This window comes from Paralcaligenes ureilyticus (genome assembly GCF_004346225.1).
Classification (GTDB): Bacteria; Pseudomonadota; Gammaproteobacteria; order Burkholderiales; family Burkholderiaceae_B; genus Paralcaligenes; species Paralcaligenes ureilyticus.
Window position 1 is genome coordinate 109,420 of record NZ_SMAJ01000002.1, and the last position, 17,813, is coordinate 127,232.

Genomic DNA, 17,813 nt, shown 5'->3' on the forward strand with positions numbered 1-17,813 from the left:
TGTGAAGTGTCAGGGCAGGATGCTTTGATAGAAATCATGCAAAATTGCAATAGCTTCCTCTGCATTTTCGACGATCGTGATCAATGCCGCGTCGGCCTCGCTGATCATCCCTTCTTCGACGAGAAAGTCGAAGTGGACCGCCCGCCGCCAAAAAGCTCTGCCGACGAGCACGATGGGAATGCGAGCCATCTTGCTGGTCTGCACAAGATTCAGAACCTCCAAAAGTTCGTCAAGAGTACCGTAGCCTCCTGGAAAAGCGACCAGTGCTCGTGCCCGCAACAAAAAATGCATCTTCCGCAGCGCGAAGTAGTGAAAACGAAATGCCAGTTCGGGGCTGATAAAAGGATTGGGCGCCTGTTCATGCGGCAGCGTAATATTGAGTCCGATCGAGTGCGCCTCCATTTCGAAAGCGCCCCGATTGGCGGCCTCCATGATGCCCGGACCGCCACCCGTTACGATCACAAAATCATGCTGCTCCTTATCCTGGAAATGACTTGAGACCATTTGCGCGAAGCGTCGTGCCTCGTCGTAGTAGCGCGAATACAGTAGCCGACGTTTAACCTTGGTAAGTTCAAGCTGGATGCCCGGGTCGTCTGGCTGGGCCTGTGCCAGGGCTTTAACCCGAGCCAACTGAGCGCGTGCCTCTATAGGCGGAATTATTCTTGCGCTACCGAATACGACAATGGTGGAATGGATGTTGAGCTTGCGCAGCGCAGCCTCGGGCTTTTGGAGCTCTAGCTGCAATCGAAGCGGGCGCAAATCATCGCTCGCCAAAAACTCAAGATCTTCCTGGGCAAGGCGATAACTGGCCCCACGCATAATGGCCTCTTGCAGAGCCTTGTGTTGAGTCGAGTCAGTCATACGGAACCTCCTCGGGCATGATCAACTCGTAAATTTGCACCGTGGACAATTTGTGGTCCAAATATAGGGATGAAGCGTGTTCAAAAGCCCAACCGACTCGCCGGCTTTGCCTTATTGAACAGTGGTCGAGCAAAAAAATAAAGGTTGGCTGAGTCGGATTTTCTGCTGGGGTAGGGAACGGAAAGATTGAAATAGATGGAGCAATTCGGGCTTTAGTATTTGGATGTCTTTTCGACGTACCGAGATCGCACCAGCCTCAGCCAGGGCGGACAAGGTGCGGCTGACCGTTTCCAGTGTCAGGCCCAGGTAACAGCCTATATCGCGCCTGGTCATGGGCAGCGACATTTCTTGCGAGGAATAACCAAGCGCCGCATACCGTTTGGCGAGCTCTTCCAGGAAACCGGCCACACGCGCTTCAGACTTGAGCGGGCCCGACAGGCTAATGCCGGCATGCTCCTCCATAATTTCCCGGCTGGTGGCTAGATAGATCATTTGCTCCAATTCGCGGCAGGAATGTCCCATGGCCAGTATCTGTTTGAAGGGAATAATTATCAACTCGCAATCGGTCAACGCGACGGCTTCGGTGCCATATCGATTGCAGAAAAGGCCGTCCAAACCCAGCAGATTACCCTTCATCGGGAAGGAGAGCACTCGTTCATCACCTTCGGAATTGCGCAGCACGATTTTTAAGAATCCGAACCGTACAACGTATAACGATTCAAACGGTTGTCCCAAGCGATAGATTAGCTCGCCAGCCTTGACTCGTCGAGGATGAAATTGCGGACCCTGTTCGCTCATTTCTTGTTTTTGAGGGCCATCAAGTCGCAACAACTCGCCGATATCCTGAATGGAGAAAAAGAGTTTGGCGTATCCTGGCCGAGAGTGTGGAACCACGTCGTTCCGCGAATCAGCCCACGTCTCTGCAAGCTTAAGGGTATTCATCATGATCCTTCGGTTTATTGTGCCGATTGGCACGGTATAACCACCACACAGCTCTGATGACTCACTGCAAAACAGAGAGAATAATTAGCCGTGCCCGAGTTCCGGCATATGAACATGGCTGTGGACAACGAGTTGAGCTTTGCCATCCATATATACGATTAATCACTTGCGGATGTAGTTGGGAGTTCTTGCGTCAAGTGTAAGGTTGTACTTTAGAAAAAAAATTGATTTATGTCAAAAGTTTAAGTGTTTGTGGTTTGTTCTAAGTCATTGATTTGTAATTAATTTCAGCTAAATGTTTCGAGCTAATAATACGTCGAAATTATTGCAATGTGATGCTTCCGGCATCTGACATCCGTTCACGATTTGATGTAAATCAAGACTCGCGTATTGTGTCACTGGATAATGGTTGGAAGCTTAGGCGCATCGCCTAAATGGAAGGTAAAAGAGGATGCACCGGTTAACCAACATTGCAATCGCCGTAGCGCTGGCCGCGGCCGCCCTTGTGTATTGGGCTCCGACGCATATACGTGCGGCAAATGACTCAACCGAACTCGTTATGATCAAGCGGGGCAACTTTACATATCGCCCCGCCGGTGAGTACTTGCGGGGTAATGACCCAGTGGATCCGCCCGCTGTCGTTGTGCACTTTCCGAGCGATTTCTTGATCATGAAACGACAGGTTAGCCAGGCGGAATATGCGCAGTGCGTCGGCAATGGCGCCTGCAAGGCTTTGGATAGGGCGCAACGAGGCGCCGTTTCCCCTGATTTGCCGGTGGTTGGGGTGAGCTGGGCGGATGCAACCGCTTATGCCGCCTGGTTGTCGGCCAGGACTGGCCACCATTACAGGCTCCCGAGCTACGCACAATGGGCGTTCGCCGCCGGTTCGGCTTACAAGGAAGAGGACGTTATCGAACCGTCTGATCCGAGTAATCCAGCTCAGCGCTGGTTGGCCGAATATGCGATCGAAGCCCGTCGCAAGACGACAGGGGATGTTCGCCCTAAGGTCTTTGGCAGTTATGGAGTCAGTTCCACTGGGTTGCTGGATATTGCCGGCAACGTATGGGATTGGACCGACACGTGCAGCACTCGTCAGATTATCGATGAAGATGCCGCACCCGAACAAAACTGCGGCGTTCGAGTCGTGGCGGGCCGGCATCGTGGATATATTGCCGATTTTATCCGCGACCCCCGCGGCGGCGCATGTTCGGTCGGTATTCCGCCCAGCAATCTTGGATTCAGGCTTATTCGTGACGCCGCCAATTGATTTAACCAGGGCGCTGCATCAAATAGGGTTGAACTGGAACGGTCTGTCGTTGGGCCCGTTGCTGATTAGGGAAAACCCGTATTAATCTGCATCAAGCTTGAGCTAGATCAAGAAATGGGCGGCAAGACAGGTATTAAATGGATCCAACAGGTCAACACTACAACGAAGGAGTTTTCATGATGGAACGGCGTTCATTTCTGAAGCAAGTAGGCATGGGCACGCTCGCCGGGTCGGCCATTATCACCGGCCCTGTTTTGGCAAAAACCAATTCTGGCCCGAGTTCCAAAGAAGCGTCCATTGCGCACGACATATCAACATTGCGACGGGTCAAAGTTGACCTTGTGGCGCCGCCCATGATTCATGCACACGAGCAGACCGTTGATTCGACGCCCAGAGTGGTTGAATTTCGCATGACGGTTCAAGAAAAAAAGATTGTGATTGACGACAAGGGTACAACAATGCAGGCCATGACCTTTGACGGCTCCATGCCAGGCCCCACCATGGTGGTGCATCAAGGCGATTACGTTGAATTGACCCTGGTTAATCCGGCGACGAACGTCATGCCGCACAATATTGACTTTCATGCGGCGACCGGCGCACTGGGAGGCGCCAAATTGACCAATGTCAATCCTGGCCAGCAAGTTACGTTGCGTTTCAAAGCCGACCGCAGCGGTGCTTTTGTGTATCATTGTGCCCCCGAAGGCACGGTGGCCTGGCATGTGGTATCGGGTATGAGCGGCACCATAATGGTTTTGCCGCGCGACGGGTTGAAAGACGCGAACGGCAAACCCCTGCACTACGATCGGGCCTATACCATAGGCGAGTTTGACCTGTACATCCCCAAAGATGAAAAGGGTAACTACAAAGACTATGACACGCCGGCGGCGAGCTATGCCGATACCGTCGAGGTGATGCAGACCCTTACTCCCACCCATGTGGTGTTCAACGGCAAGGTGGGCGCGCTGACGGGCGAACACGCTCTGCTGGCCAATGTGGGCGAAACCGTACTATTCATTCACTCGCAGGCCAATCGGGACACGCGCCCGCACCTTATTGGTGGGCACGGCGATTGGGTGTGGGAACTGGGCAAGTTCGATAATCCTCCGCTAAAAGGGCTTGAAACCTGGTTTGTTCCGGGCGGTTCCGCCGGGGTGGCCTTGTATACCTTCAAGCAACCTGGCATTTACGCCTATCTGAACCATAATCTGATCGAATCCTTTTTGCTGGGCGCGGCGGGCCACGTCAAGGTCGAAGGCAAGTGGAATGATGATCTGATGAAACAAGTCAAGGCGCCCGGCCCCATCACTCAAGCGTGATCGCCGCTCTTTATTTCATACGAAGGTTTGCCTGGCGGCAAGCCTCTTGTCAGCCATTACTGGAGAAATTTATGTTCAAGCTTGTTCACGTCGCGTTGGGAGTTGCCCTGGCTGTGTGCGTCGCCCCCGCGCTGACCTCTGCCCAGGTCGTGGCGTCCGCTTCGGCCATGACAACCGCTACCGTGAATCACGATGGCGAGAAGCTATATAAATCGGCCTGCTTTGTGTGTCACGGCACGGGCGCGGCGAACGCCCCCAAGCTGGGCGACAAGACGGCGTGGGCACCCATTATCGCGCAAGGTATGGACACCATTTTGGCCACGGCCATCAAGGGCAAGGGCGCCATGCCGCCCAGAGGCGGAGCGGCCAAGGTCGATGACGCGACATTGGCGTCGGCTGTTCAGTATATGGTGAAGTCAGGGCAGTAATCACCTTGTCGAGGCATTTATCCGGATAGCGGCCAGCACATGTACTGAGGGATAAATGGAAAAGATAGTGGAAAACCAAACGCGGACACAATTGGCTGATGCGCTGATTCATGAAACCATGCTGCCGATCACGCATGGCATTGCATCAGCTTCTCTGGTGGGTGCCTATCTTGATTGGGCCAGTCATCTGGCGGTGTCGCCCGGCAAACAGCGTGACATGCTGGAAAGTGCGGCTAGGAAATGGGTCCAGTGGGTAATGTACGTATCGAATTCTGCGATGGGGAATTGCGCTCCGTGTGCGCAGCCACAGCCGCAGGACAAACGTTTTCGGGGTGCGGCATGGGGAAAAATACCATTTAATTGGTCTGTACAAGCTTTTTTATCGATGGAGCAATGGTGGTCCGACGCCATGACTGACGTTCCAGGGGTATCGCTGCACCATCAGAATGTTGCCGAATTCGTTACACGCCAGTGGCTGGACGTTTGGTCTCCCTCCAATTTTGTGTCCTCCAACCCCGAAGTACTGCGTTATACGCTTGCATCAGGCGGGGACAATCTGGTGCGCGGCGCGTCAAATTGGCAGCGCGATACGATGGATCTTTTGTCTCATCGCAAGCTCCGGGACACCGAGACCTTCCTGCCCGGGAAAGACGTTGCCTTGACGTCCGGAAAGGTCATTTATAGAAATCATTTGATTGAGCTGATTCAGTACGCACCGACCACGAAAACCACGTTTCCCGAGCCTGTATTGATTGTGCCGGCATGGATCATGAAGTATTACATATTGGATTTGTCGCCTCATAACTCGCTGGTCAAATACCTGGTGGACCATGGTCATACGGTTTTCATGATTTCATGGAATAACCCGACCAAAGATGACCGCGACCTGGCCATTAGCGACTATCTTGATATGGGGATTATGTCGGCGCTGCGCATGATAAAGGAAGTGACGCCCGAAAAACAGATCCATGCGGTTGGTTATTGCCTGGGGGGCACTCTCCTGGCAATTGCCGCGGCGACTTTGGCGCGTGACGGCGATCGCATCCTGGCCAGCATGACTCTGCTGGCTAGCCAATTGGACTTCAAAGAGCCCGGCCAGCTTGGCCTGTTCATCGACGAAAGCCAGATAGCCTATTTGGAAAGTATCATGGCAGCGCAAGGTTACCTGGATGGCCGTCAGATGGCTGGCGCCTTTGCATTGATTAATTCCAAAGATCTGGTCTGGTCAAAATTGGTTCATGAATACCTGATGGGCGGGCAGACTCCTCTGACCGATTTGCGTGCCTGGAATGCCGACGCTACTCGGATGCCTTACCGCATGCACAGCGAGTATTTACGCAAGCTTTATCTGAATAACGATTTGGCTGAGGGCAGGTTCGCGGTCAATGGCAAGCCCATAGCCTTGCAAGATCTTCGGTTGCCCATATTCGTGGTAGGTACAGAGAGCGATCATGTTTCGCCATGGAAATCGGTATTCAAGGTGCACTTACTGACGGATTGCGAAACGACGTACGTTTTGACCACTGGCGGGCATAATGTGGGTATCGTCAATCCACCTGTAGAATCAGCGAAACACACAGGCCATTCTTACAAAATTATGACACGTGCTCCTGAGGGTCGGTATATTGACCCTGAGGCGTGGCTATTGCAGGCGGACCAACAAGAGGGATCCTGGTGGCCAGCATGGCAGGCGTGGCTCGCCTGCCGATCATCGAAGGCGGTGGCCGCCTTGCCTATATCGGAGAAGCTGAGTTCGAAAATGACTGAGTTCGAGGATGCGCCCGGTCGTTATGTCGGCATTGTTTGAGATTTGCGTTGTCTTGACTCCCGACGCAAAGGATGTGGCATGATTGTTCAGGATCAGACCTCTGTTCTCGCGTTTTTGAAGGACTCGGCCAGTTATGGTGAGTCGGTGGCGCGGGTAACCACCCTTGATACCCACATCTCCGTCATCGTTTTCGTGGGACAACGTGTCTTCAAGTTAAAGCGTGCAGTGCACTTGCCTTACGTCGATTTTTCGACCGCCGCTCGACGCTTGGCTGCTTGCCGCCAGGAGTTAGACTTGAATCGGCGGACCGCACCGACGCTCTATGTGGGCGTGCGGTGCATTACCCGCGAGGCCGATGGCCGTCTTTTGTTCGATGGTCACGGCGAACTTGTCGATGCCGTGGTTGAAATGGTTCGTTTCGATGAAAACACACTATTCGACAGGATGGCAACGCGCGGCCAATTAACGTCGGCATTGCTGACGGAACTGTCGCGTACCGTCGCACGCTTTCATACGAACGCGGCCATCGATCATCGCCGAACGGGAGCCGCCAGCATCGCGTCCGTGCTGGATAGCAACGAGCAGGCGCTTGCGGAGGCGAATATCTTCACATCGGCCACGATTGCCGCGCTGACTGCGAAATTGCGGACAGCCCTTGGCCACCACGAGGCGTTGCTGAATGCGCGCGAGCGCGCAAGCAAGGTACGCCACTGCCATGGAGATATGCACTTGCGCAATATCTGCCTCGTAAATGACGTCCCGACCCTTTTCGACTGCATTGAGTTCGATGAGGCAGTTGCGACGATCGACATACTGTACGACCTTGCCTTTCTAATTATGGATCTGTGGCATCGCGGTCTTGAGTCGGGCGCCAATCTGGTTTTTAATCGCTACGTTGATGAACGCGACGAGGTCGACGGGTTGCCGCTTTTGCCATTTTTCATGGCTATACGAGCGGCCGTCCGTGCTCATGTTATTGCCATGCAGGCTGGGCAGGCTACGGGCCAACGCTACGAAGAGCTTGTTCGCGAGGCCAGGGCTTATATAGCGTTGGCATTTCGATTTCTTGCGCCGGCGCCACCACGGCTGGTCGCGATTGGAGGCTTGAGCGGCACAGGTAAATCAACCGTGGCGGCGGCCGTCGCGAATCAGCTTGGACCAGCACCGGGGGCGCGGATACTGGCGAGCGACCGCATCCGCAAACACCTTCGCGGTGTACCCGCAGAGGTGCGTCTGCCGGTAGCGGCGTATCACCCAGAGGTTTCAGAACAGATCTACGCTGTTTTGATGCAAAGCGTGAGGGCGACTCTTGCCAACGGTCATGCGGTAGTTGCCGATGCTGTGTTTGCTGAGATAGCCTATCGTGAACGGGTCGAACAAATTGCGCTCGATGCAGAAGTTCCTTTCACAGGCCTGTGGCTTCATGCTCAGCCCGATACGCTTATTGCCCGGGTTGATGCGCGACGAGGCGATGCATCCGATGCGACTGTAGACGTAGTGCGCACACAACTGGCAAGTCAAAATAGCCCGGCTGGCTGGACCTGGATCGAGGCAGGCGGCACCGTTACCTCCACGGTGGCGCGGGTTGTGGAGGTCTTAGCCTGCCGGGCGCCCCAACGGTAGATCTCGTCAAACCGACCGATGCGGCCCCGTGGAGGCCATTTGTGCGGTGGATAGAAAAAATATCATCGATAGTGGGAAATAAGGTGTAGCTGCGTTAGCGACGTATTTGTTTTTGTTCGATATCAATTTGGAGAACGCCATGTCCGGCCCACTATCAGTAGAGCTTTTGCAAAAAATGGATGCCTATTGGCGCGCATCGAATTACCTTTCGGTAGGCCAGATCTACTTACAGGGCAATCCGTTGCTAGACTCGCCGCTTGCGCTTGAGGATATAAAGCCGCGCTTGCTGGGCCATTGGGGGACAACACCAGGATTGAACTTTCTGTATGTTCACCTTAACCGATTGATCAAGGATAACGATCTGGATATGATCTATATCATTGGCCCGGGCCATGGCGGTCCTGGGCTGGTGGCGCAGACCTATCTGGAGGGGTCTTACACAGAACGCTATCCTGCGATCGAGCAAAACCGCAATGGGATGCGGCGGCTCTTTCGTCAATTCTCCTGGCCTTTCGGGATTCCTAGCCACGTATCGCCCGAAACTCCTGGCTCCATTCACGAAGGAGGCGAGCTGGGCTATTCCCTGGTGCACGCCTATGGGGCCGCTTTCGACAACCCGAACTTGATTGTCAGTTGCATCATAGGCGACGGCGAAGCCGAAACCGGAGCGTTGGCGGCCAGTTGGCATTCCAATAAGTTTCTAAACCCAGCTCATGATGGCGCGGTTCTTCCGATCCTTCATCTTAACGGCTTCAAAATCGCTAATCCGACGGTGCTGGCTCGGATCGGCCATCAAGAACTGGCGGCGCTCATGCGCGGCTATGGCTATGAGCCCTATTTTGTGGAGGGCGATGACCCGGCGGCCGTGCATCAATGTCTTGCCAAAACGCTCGACACGGTTCTGGCGCAGATTCGTCAGATTCAGAACACCGCGCGGTCTCTTCCTACCACGCAAAACCCGGCACGCCCGCGCTGGCCCATGGTTGTTTTTCGCACGCCCAAGGGTTGGACGGGGCCGAAGGTCGTCGATGGTAAGCCAGTCGAAGGCACTTGGCGTGCACATCAAGTACCTATCGCCGATTTCAAGAGCCCCGAACATCTGAGGCAACTCGAAGAGTGGATGAAGAGTTACCGGCCGCATGAGTTATTCGACAAGCAAGGCAAATTCCTGGATGAATTGGCCGCTCTTGCACCGACGGGTCGCCGCCGCATGGGATCCAACCCGCATGCCAACGGAGGCGAGCTGTTGCAGCCTCTGGCCATGCCCGATTTTCATGAATATGCCGTGACGGTGCCCAAGCCGGGCCTTGTCGAAGCTGAAGCAACACGGGTATTGGGAAAATTCCTGCGCGATGTGATGAGGCTTAATCTTGACCGAAAGAACTTCCGCCTATTCGGCCCAGACGAGACCGCGTCGAACCGGCTCGATGCGGTCTATGAAGTCTGCGGCAAGGCGTGGATGGCTGATGTTGAAGAGGTTGACGTTAATCTCAGCGTCAACGGCCGTGTCATGGAGGTGTTAAGCGAGCACCTGTGCCAGGGTTGGCTCGAGGGCTATCTACTGACCGGGCGCCACGGCTTGTTCTCGTGCTATGAAGCTTTTATACATATCATCGATTCCATGCTCAATCAACATGCCAAGTGGTTAAAGGTGAGTACCAAAATCCCCTGGCGCAAACCGATTGCGTCGCTCAATTACCTTCTTACCTCGCACGTCTGGAGGCAGGATCACAATGGCTTCTCGCATCAGGATCCCGGCTTTATTGACCACGTCGCGAACAAGAAATCCGACATTGTGCGCATTTATCTGCCGCCCGACGCAAATTGCCTTTTGTCGGTGACGCATCACTGTTTGCGCAGCCGCAACTACATCAACGTCATCGTTGCTGGAAAACAGCCGCAATGGCAGTGGCTCGACATTCATTCGGCCATTCATCATTGCACTATCGGTGCGGGTATTTGGCAATGGGCCAGCAACGATGGTGGCGATCCCGATGTCGTCATGGCCTGCGCGGGCGATATACCCACTCTTGAGACGCTCGCCGCTGTAACACTCTTGCGCGAATACGTTCCCGATATACGCATCCGTGTCGTCAATGTGGTGGATTTGATGGTATTGCAGCCCCCATCTGAACATCCTCACGGTCTGGAAGATCGTGAATTCAACAAACTATTTACTGAAGATAAACCCGTCATTTTCGCCTTCCATGGCTATCCGGCGATGATCCACAAGCTTAGCTATCGGCGGCGCAATCATGACAATATTCATGTACGCGGCTATAAGGAAGAGGGCACCACAACGACCCCTTTCGACATGGTCGTCATGAACAATCTCGACCGCTATCAGCTCGCGCTGGACGCCATCGGGCGAATACCGCGATTCGCCGACTTGGTAGAGAAGGAGACAGCGCGATACTGGGCTACCATGCAGCGCCACAAGCTTTATATTAGCGAGCATGGCCAAGATATGCCGGAAGTTCAAGACTGGCGCTGGAATGCATGAACGTGATGGTGACACCCGAACGTAGCCAGATCGGCGGGGCGCCTGAATTGAGAGTCCTGGCCCTAAACAGCGGCTCTTCATCGCTCAAATTCGGCTTGTACCGTGTCGGATCTTCGCGTACTGAAATGCTGCTCGGCGGCCAGGCCGAGTCGATCGGCGAACACAAAGGAAAATTCTGTGCCCACAATTTGTGCCGGAATGAGTCGATCTCTGAGACGCTGCCCATTTTTAGCCAGCGCGATGCAATCCTTCGCATCGTGCGGCTTCTTGCCGAGTCGAAAATGGCCGCCCCGGCCGCCATCGGGCACAGAATTGTGCATGGTGGGCCCATCCTGCGCCAGCACTGTCTTATTAACAGTTCAGTCTTGCGCCAACTTGATGCGGCTAGCGCGTTCGCGCCGCTGCATACCCCGTCGGCTCTTTCGGTCATACACTACGCGCAAGAGCAATTTCCCGGGCTTGCACAGGTGGCGTGTTTTGATACTGCCTTTCACGCCCAATTAGCGGACGTTGCGCGCATACTTCCCATTGCGAAAGAGTGGCAATCCGAGGGGCTTGAACGCTATGGGTTCCACGGCCTTTCTTGTGAATCGATTGTTCGTCAACTTGGCAGCCGCGTACCAAGCCGCCTGATAATTGCTCATCTGGGCAATGGCGTGAGTGTCTCTGCAATCAAAGATGGCCGATCGATCGATACCAGCATGGGGCTGACTCCCAGCGGTGGCGTCATCATGGGAACGCGCAGCGGCGATCTTGATCCAGGCGTTTTACTCTATTTGATGCGCGAACAGAAGTTCAGTGCAGCGATGCTTGAAGACTTGGTTGATCGTCGCTCCGGGCTTCTGGGAATTTCAGGCCTTGATAGCGATATGCGGCGCCTGCATGAAGCCGCCGCTTCGAACGCCGATGCTCACCTCGCCATTCAAATGTTCTGCTACTCCCTGCGCAAGCAGTTGGCTGCGATGATCGCGGTGCTCAATGGCGTCGACCAGATCGTCTTCACTGGTGGCATTGGCGAAAATGATGCAATGGTACGTGAGACAATCTGCGATGGCTTGTCCTGGATCGGTGTGCGCTTGGACGCTGCCCGGAACCAGTCGGGAACCAATCCGATTAATGACCCCGCGTCGCGCTGTGCAGTGCGTGTGATTGCGTCGCAGGAAGACGAACAGATTGCCCACCATACCAGGTCATTGTTTCTGCGGAGCATTGGCGGGCAAAGGCCGTTGTAATGATCTACAGCGCTCGATGCGAAACCCGGGCACTTTCACGGCTAGAGTGTTATCACAAAGGCGTGCAGGTATTGCTCAGCCGAGCTACGTACGGCAGCGCACAGACTCGTGGTTGTTTTTGGTGCAGGCTATCGGTTTGAAAAAATGGCAGCCATAAGGGCTGCCGCTACGGGATTCACGGGTAGGTTTTTGTAGCGGCACCCCTTGTGGGTGCCATCTGGCTACGATCACAAAGTAAACACCCAGCCGGGGATTTACAATAGCCGCATTGCCATTTAACCAAAGGGAACAAGCCATGGACGTAGCCGCGCAACCCAAGAACGAATCGGAAGAAGTTCCACTTTCGCCCTGGTGGATACGCTCGGTGCTAATTGTGATGGTGCTGGGCTTTGCCGGTTTGTTGGCCATTACCACCTTGGCTTACCGCAACGCGCCACCCATACCGGCAAAGGTCGTTGACGCCTCGGGTGTCACGGTATTCACCGGTGACGATATCAGTAACGGCCAGGCTGTGTTCTTGCGTTATGGCCTGATGGACAACGGTACGATCTGGGGTCACGGCGCTTACCTGGGCCCAGACTATTCTGCTGTTGCCCTGCACCGCATCGGGCTGGACACGGCCGATGTTCTGGCGCGCCAGCAATATGGCAAGCCCGTGTCGGAATTAACACCCGGGCAGGCCGCTGCCATACAGGGTGAAGTCGCGGTAGCCCTTAAAACCAACCGTTTCAATGCCGATACCCAGACGCTGTCTTTAACCACGCCCGAAGCCGCCGCGTATCGCCAGCAGGTAGGCTATTGGAAAGCCTATTTCCACGACCCTGTGGGCAATGGCGGGCTCAAGCCTGATCTGATTACCGACCCCCTCGAGCTGCATCAATTTACCGCCTTCGTCACTTGGGCGGCCTGGGCGTCGGTGGCCAATCGTCCAGGATATAACTACTCGTACACCAATAACTTTCCCTATGACCCCAGCGTTGGCAACCAGGCGGTGCCTGGTGCGTTGTTATGGAGTGCGCTTAGCCTGGTGGTCTTGCTGATCGGCATTGGCGTGGTGTTGTTGGCGTTCGGAAAATTCGACTACCTGGGATGGATCACTCGCGGCCATCGTGTGCACCCGCAAGTAATCCCAGGCCAGGCCAGCCCTGGCCAACGCGCGCTGGTGAAATTCTTCGTCGTGGTGGCGCTGTTGTTCCTGGCGCAAACGTTGGTAGGCGGGGGAATAGCCCATTTCCGGGCCGATCCGAGTAGTTTTTACGGATTCCAGCTGGAAAAAATATTTCCCAGCAATCTGCTGCGCGTCTGGCATCTGCAAACCGCGATCTTCTGGATCGCGACGGCCTACGTGGCTGCGGCCCTGTTTTTAGCACGCTCGCTGCGCGCCGATGAACCCCGTTGGCTGGTGCCTGCTACACACGCCTTATTTGCTGCGTTTGCGCTGGTCATCGGCGCGAGCCTGTTGGGTGAGTGGGCCGGCATGGCCGGCTGGTTCGGCGACTGGTGGTTCTGGTTTGGCAACCAGGGCTGGGAGTACTTGGAAATCGGGCGTTTCTGGCAATATTTATTGGTCGCGGGATTGCTGGCCTGGTTTGTGATGTTGTGGTGGCTGGCGCGGCCGCGCGCGGTGAGCAATCCCAACGCCAGGCCGCTGGCACGGATGTTCTTGCTGGCGGCTCTGGCTATCCCCATCTTCTATATTCCTGCCTTGTTTTATGGGGCTAAAACCAATTTCACGGTCGTCGATACTTGGCGCTTCTGGATTATCCATCTATGGGTAGAGGGTTTCTTTGAATTCTTTGCCACTACCGTCGTTGCCCTGACGTTTTTCCAGCTAGGCCTGACCAACCGCAACACCGCGTTGCGCGTCATTTATCTCGATGCTATTTTGTACTTCCTCGGTGGCCTAATCGGCACAGGCCACCACTGGTATTTCAGTGGGCACAGCCAATTCAATATGGCGATGTCGGCGATATTTTCCGTGCTGGAAGTCGTGCCGCTGACGCTGCTGACCCTGGATGCCTGGGATTTTGTGCGCACCAGCCGCGGTGATTGCGACGACTGCGGCGTACCGTTGGCGGTGCCGCACAAGTGGACGTTCTATTTCCTCATGGCCGTGGGTTTTTGGAATTTCCTGGGTGCTGGGGTATTCGGCTTCTTGGTCAACTTGCCTATCGTGAGCTACTATGAAGTGGGTACCATTCTTACACCCAACCATGGCCACGCCGCGCTGATGGGCGTTTTTGGTATGCTGGCCATTGCACTCATGGTGTTCGTCTTGCGTCAAACCACCGACGAATCGCGCTGGCCAGGCATCGAGAAGTACATCAAGGTGGCTTTCTGGGGGACCAACACGGGCCTACTGATGATGATCGTGCTGAGCCTCTTCCCCGGTGGCGTGCTGCAGGTATGGGATGTAGTCCAGCACGGCTATTGGCATGCCCGTAGCCTGGATTACACGGCCACCGATACCGCGCGCCTGCTCGAATGGCTGCGTCTGCCCGGCGACCTGGTGTTCATTATTTTTGGGGCCATACCGCTATCCATCGCTGCAATCAAGAGCTATTTTGGCATGCACGCCGCAGCTCGCGCTTAGGTGCAATATCCCGGCATGCCGTTCCAAGCATACTGTACATGACATAATTATGGAATCCCGCATGACAGCAAAAAAAAGAAAAAATGGCGCCGCGCCGCAATTGTCTGGTGATGTAAAAACGGCCGATGCGGGAGCAGAGACCGGGTTTGTTGCTACTGATTTTCCCGTTGTTGGCATCGGGGCATCGGCGGGGGGCTTGGCAGCCTTTGAAGCCTTCTTCTCTGGCATGCCTCAGGGCGTCGACCCCCGCATGGCCTTTGTTGTGGTGCAACATCTGGCGCCGGACCACAAAAGCATTCTTACTGAACTCATCCGGCGCCGAACACGCATGCAAGTTTTCGAGGTCGAAGACGGAGTGGTCGTCAGGCCCAACTGCGTTTATATCATCCCACCCAACCGCGACATGGCATTTCTGAACGGAACGCTGCAACTGCTCGAGCCCTCGGCGCCGCGGGGCCATCGTTTGCCGATTGACTTTTTCTTTCAGTCCTTGGCGCGTGACCAGCACGAGCGCGCCATCTGTATCGTACTCTCGGGCACAGGCGGTGACGGTGCGCTCGGTGTGCGAGCCGTCAAGAATGAGGGCGGCATGGTCATGGTGCAGAGCCCCGATTCCACCGAGTTCGACGGCATGCCGCGCAGCGCCATCGCCACGGGCATGGTCGATTACCAGTTGCCGCCAGCCGAAATGCCTGCCCAGCTCATTGCGTATGCGGCGCGCGCCTATGACTATGCCACTCGTCCCATTGCCAGCCCTACGCCAAAGATAGAAAATGAGCTAAAGAAAATCTGCATCATCGTCCGTGCACAGACCGGCCACGATTTTTCCCAATACAAGCCCAGCACTATCTATCGTCGAATTGCGCGGCGCATGGCCGTCCAGCAGATTGGTTTGATGGACGAGTACGTCCGATATCTGCAACAAACGCCGGCCGAGGCACAAGCGCTGTTTCGCGATCTGCTGATCGGCGTGACCAGCTTTTTTCGCGATACGGCGCCTTTTCAGACGCTCGAGGAACAGGTCATTCCCAAGTTGTTCGAGGGCAAGAGCGCGGGTGCGGCCGTACGCGTCTGGTGCGTCGGGTGTTCTACTGGCGAAGAGGCGTATTCCATTGCTATTCTCTTGCAAGAGCACATGGACAAGCTCCAGGAAAGCTACAACGTGCAGGTATTCGCCACCGACCTTGATAGTCGGGCCATTGCCACAGCTCGAGCCGGATGCTATCCGGCCAGTGGCATTGCTGATATGTCCCCGCAGCGATTGGCGCGATTTTTTGTAGCAGAGGACGACGCCCGCATTTACCGCATACACAAGAGCATCCGAGACAAGATCGTCTTCTCCGAGCAGGACGTAATTAGAGACCCACCCTTCTCCAAGCTCGACATGATCAGCTGCCGCAACCTGTTAATCTATCTGAGCGGAGAACTGCAAAAGAAGCTATTCCCAGTCTTCCATTACACACTGAACCCGGGTGGTATTCTTTTCCTGGGAACTTCCGAGACGGTGGCGGAGTTTGCCGACTTGTTTGTTGCGTTGGATCACACCTCGAAGCTGTACCGGCGCAACGACGATTTTGAGGGCATCCATCGTGCCAGCATAGGCCGGCTTCCTTCACCGCAGGCGGCCATGAACGCAGTGCTTCCGCCGCCAGCCGAACAGACTCTTTCGCGTCCTGTGAAACAGTCGCTGCGCGAGCTGACCGAGCAGATGCTCTTGCACGAGCTCGCCCTGTCGGCAGTACTCGTCAACGGCCAGGGAGATATTCTCTATATCCACGGTCGTGCCGGCGCCTATCTTGAGCCCGCGCCAGGCGAAACCGCTACCAACAATGTCCTGAAGATGGCACGCCAGGGATTGAGATTCGACTTGGCGGCGGCCTTGCATAAGGCTGCGGTGACAAAGGTGCAGGTTCGTTGCTCGAACTTGCGTGTCAAAACCAATGGCCATTTCACAGCAGTCGACCTGCTCGTCTGCCCGGTGGCCTCGGGCGTTCGAGGGGAGCACACGCACGCCGAGCACGCCTTGTACCTGGTCATCCTGCGGGAAGCGACCACGTTGGATTCCCCCAATGAACAGGTGCCGCCGCTTGCCATTGCGGCGGCGCAAGTGCCGGTCGGCTCTGAGGCAGTCCAGGAACGGGCGGATGATACCTTTGATCGACACGCGGCAAACGTGAAGATCGCCGCGCTTAATGACGAACTGCGAAGCCACCGAGAACACCTTCAGGCGGCCAACGAAGAGCTGGAAACATCCAACGAAGAGCTCAAATCGTCAAATGAGGAAATGCAGTCGGTGAACGAAGAATTGCAGTCCACCAACGAAGAACTGGAGACCTCCAAAGAGGAAATGCAATCGATGAACGAGGAGCTGACCACGGTCAACGCCGAATTGCAGGTCAAGGTGGTGGATTTATCGCGCGCTAGCAACGATTTGGCTAATCTTCTGGCCGGCACCGGTATCGGCACCGTATTCGTGGACCATCAACTGCGCATCCTGCGCTTTACCCCAGCCGCCACCACTATCATCAATCTGATTCCCAGCGACGTGGGCCGACCGTTGGCTCATACCGTGTCCAATCTGATTGGTTATGACCAGCTCGTGGCGGATGCGCAGGGCGTACTGGATACGCTGATGCCCAAAGAGGTGGACGTGCAGACGTCCCAAGGCGTCTGGTACACAATGAGGATATTGCCCTATCGAACGGCTGACAATGTGATCGAAGGCGCAGTTGTCACCTTTGTCGATATCACGGAAATTGTGGGTGCCCGACAGGCCTTGCTCAAGTCCAATGCGTCGCTTCGTCTGGCCGTAGTCGTGCGCGACGCGCATGACGCTATTACCGTGCAAGACCTGACGGGGTGCACGTTAGCCTGGAACCCGGGCGCGGTAAGAATGTATGGCTGGAGCGAAGCGGAGGCGCTCACGATGAATGTGCGCGATCGAATGCCCGAGTGGCTGCGCGAAAAATCAATCGCCAGGGATCATGCCCTTAGACACGCGCAAACCCTGGAACCCTGTTTGACTCATCGGCTTACCAAAGCGGGTAACGAGGTGGAGGTTTGGTTGACCTCGACGTCGCTGGTCGATGAGGCTGGATGCATGTATGCCATTGCTACCACGGAACGATCCAGAGATGCAAATGCAGATGGGACAAATGAGGCTCACATTGAATAGCATCGATCGTCGATCTGACCCCACTGTTGACGCGGCAAATTTGGGTGTTGCGCTGCGTCGGCGGGCTGAAGAGCGGCTACGTGATAGGCCAAACCCGCCACCGAA

Annotated in this window: 11 protein-coding genes; 9 read left to right on the top strand and 2 right to left on the bottom strand. The window is 55.3% G+C overall.

The window, feature by feature from the left end; translation table 11 throughout:
• Positions 1-9: 9 nt before the first annotated feature.
• Together EDC26_RS02830 and EDC26_RS02835 are read right to left on the bottom strand one after the other, a co-directional pair.
• Positions 10-819, bottom strand: a complete 810-nt coding sequence (locus EDC26_RS02830) for an LOG family protein (RefSeq protein WP_243700756.1) — start codon at positions 817-819, stop codon at positions 10-12.
• Between the two features lie 153 nt (positions 820-972).
• Entirely contained in the window at positions 973-1,806 is an 834-nt protein-coding gene (locus tag EDC26_RS02835; protein WP_132579756.1) for a Crp/Fnr family transcriptional regulator, read from the bottom strand.
• Between the two features lie 556 nt (positions 1,807-2,362).
• On the opposite strand from EDC26_RS02835, the gene EDC26_RS02840 reads away from it, so the two are divergent.
• The 9 genes from EDC26_RS02840 (at position 2,363) to EDC26_RS02880 (ending at position 17,708) form a co-directional block, all read left to right on the top strand.
• Positions 2,363-3,070 carry a formylglycine-generating enzyme family protein gene (locus EDC26_RS02840; RefSeq protein WP_132580080.1) on the top strand — a complete coding sequence of 236 codons (708 nt, stop codon included), beginning with the start codon at positions 2,363-2,365 and terminating at the stop codon, positions 3,068-3,070.
• 176 nt (positions 3,071-3,246) lie between these two features.
• A complete protein-coding gene (nirK, locus tag EDC26_RS02845; protein ID WP_243700757.1) occupies positions 3,247-4,386 on the top strand; it encodes a copper-containing nitrite reductase in 1,140 nt (379 codons plus the stop codon).
• Between the two features lie 71 nt (positions 4,387-4,457).
• The gene (locus EDC26_RS02850) at positions 4,458-4,814 is read left to right on the top strand and encodes a c-type cytochrome (protein WP_132579757.1); all 357 of its coding nucleotides are present in this window, start codon (positions 4,458-4,460) and stop codon (positions 4,812-4,814) included.
• Positions 4,815-4,881: 67 nt separating this feature from the next.
• Positions 4,882-6,621, top strand: coding sequence for a PHA/PHB synthase family protein (locus EDC26_RS02855; protein ID WP_243700758.1), 1,740 nt, complete (start codon positions 4,882-4,884; stop codon positions 6,619-6,621).
• A 39-nt stretch (positions 6,622-6,660) separates the two neighbouring features.
• Entirely contained in the window at positions 6,661-8,205 is a 1,545-nt protein-coding gene (locus tag EDC26_RS02860; RefSeq protein ID WP_132579759.1) for a bifunctional aminoglycoside phosphotransferase/ATP-binding protein, read from the top strand.
• 139 nt (positions 8,206-8,344) lie between these two features.
• Positions 8,345-10,708, top strand: a complete 2,364-nt coding sequence (locus EDC26_RS02865; protein WP_132579760.1) for a phosphoketolase family protein — start codon at positions 8,345-8,347, stop codon at positions 10,706-10,708.
• 5 nt (positions 10,709-10,713) lie between these two features.
• Entirely contained in the window at positions 10,714-11,940 is a 1,227-nt protein-coding gene (locus tag EDC26_RS02870) for an acetate/propionate family kinase (RefSeq protein ID WP_132580082.1), read from the top strand.
• A gap of 295 nt (positions 11,941-12,235) precedes the next feature.
• Positions 12,236-14,533, top strand: a complete 2,298-nt coding sequence (locus EDC26_RS02875) for a nitric-oxide reductase large subunit (protein ID WP_132579761.1) — start codon at positions 12,236-12,238, stop codon at positions 14,531-14,533.
• Between the two features lie 61 nt (positions 14,534-14,594).
• The gene (locus EDC26_RS02880; protein ID WP_132579762.1) at positions 14,595-17,708 is read left to right on the top strand and encodes a chemotaxis protein CheB; all 3,114 of its coding nucleotides are present in this window, start codon (positions 14,595-14,597) and stop codon (positions 17,706-17,708) included.
• The last annotated feature ends 105 nt before the right edge of the window (positions 17,709-17,813 follow it).

Bases quoted from the DNA above. Each gene is read 5' to 3' on its own strand.
- EDC26_RS02860 (WP_132579759.1), top strand. From the start codon at position 6,661: ATGATTGTTCAGGATCAGACCTCTGTTCTCGCGTTTTTGAAGGACTCG.
- EDC26_RS02830 (WP_243700756.1), bottom strand. From the start codon at position 819: ATGCGTGGGGCCAGTTATCGCCTTGCCCAGGAAGATCTTGAGTTTTTG.
- EDC26_RS02835 (WP_132579756.1), bottom strand. From the start codon at position 1,806: ATGATGAATACCCTTAAGCTTGCAGAGACGTGGGCTGATTCGCGGAAC.
- EDC26_RS02870 (WP_132580082.1), top strand. From the start codon at position 10,714: ATGGTGACACCCGAACGTAGCCAGATCGGCGGGGCGCCTGAATTGAGA.
- nirK (WP_243700757.1), top strand. From the start codon at position 3,247: ATGATGGAACGGCGTTCATTTCTGAAGCAAGTAGGCATGGGCACGCTC.
- EDC26_RS02840 (WP_132580080.1), top strand. From the start codon at position 2,363: ATGATCAAGCGGGGCAACTTTACATATCGCCCCGCCGGTGAGTACTTG.
- EDC26_RS02865 (WP_132579760.1), top strand. From the start codon at position 8,345: ATGTCCGGCCCACTATCAGTAGAGCTTTTGCAAAAAATGGATGCCTAT.
- EDC26_RS02880 (WP_132579762.1), top strand. From the start codon at position 14,595: ATGACAGCAAAAAAAAGAAAAAATGGCGCCGCGCCGCAATTGTCTGGT.
- EDC26_RS02875 (WP_132579761.1), top strand. From the start codon at position 12,236: ATGGACGTAGCCGCGCAACCCAAGAACGAATCGGAAGAAGTTCCACTT.
- EDC26_RS02850 (WP_132579757.1), top strand. From the start codon at position 4,458: ATGTTCAAGCTTGTTCACGTCGCGTTGGGAGTTGCCCTGGCTGTGTGC.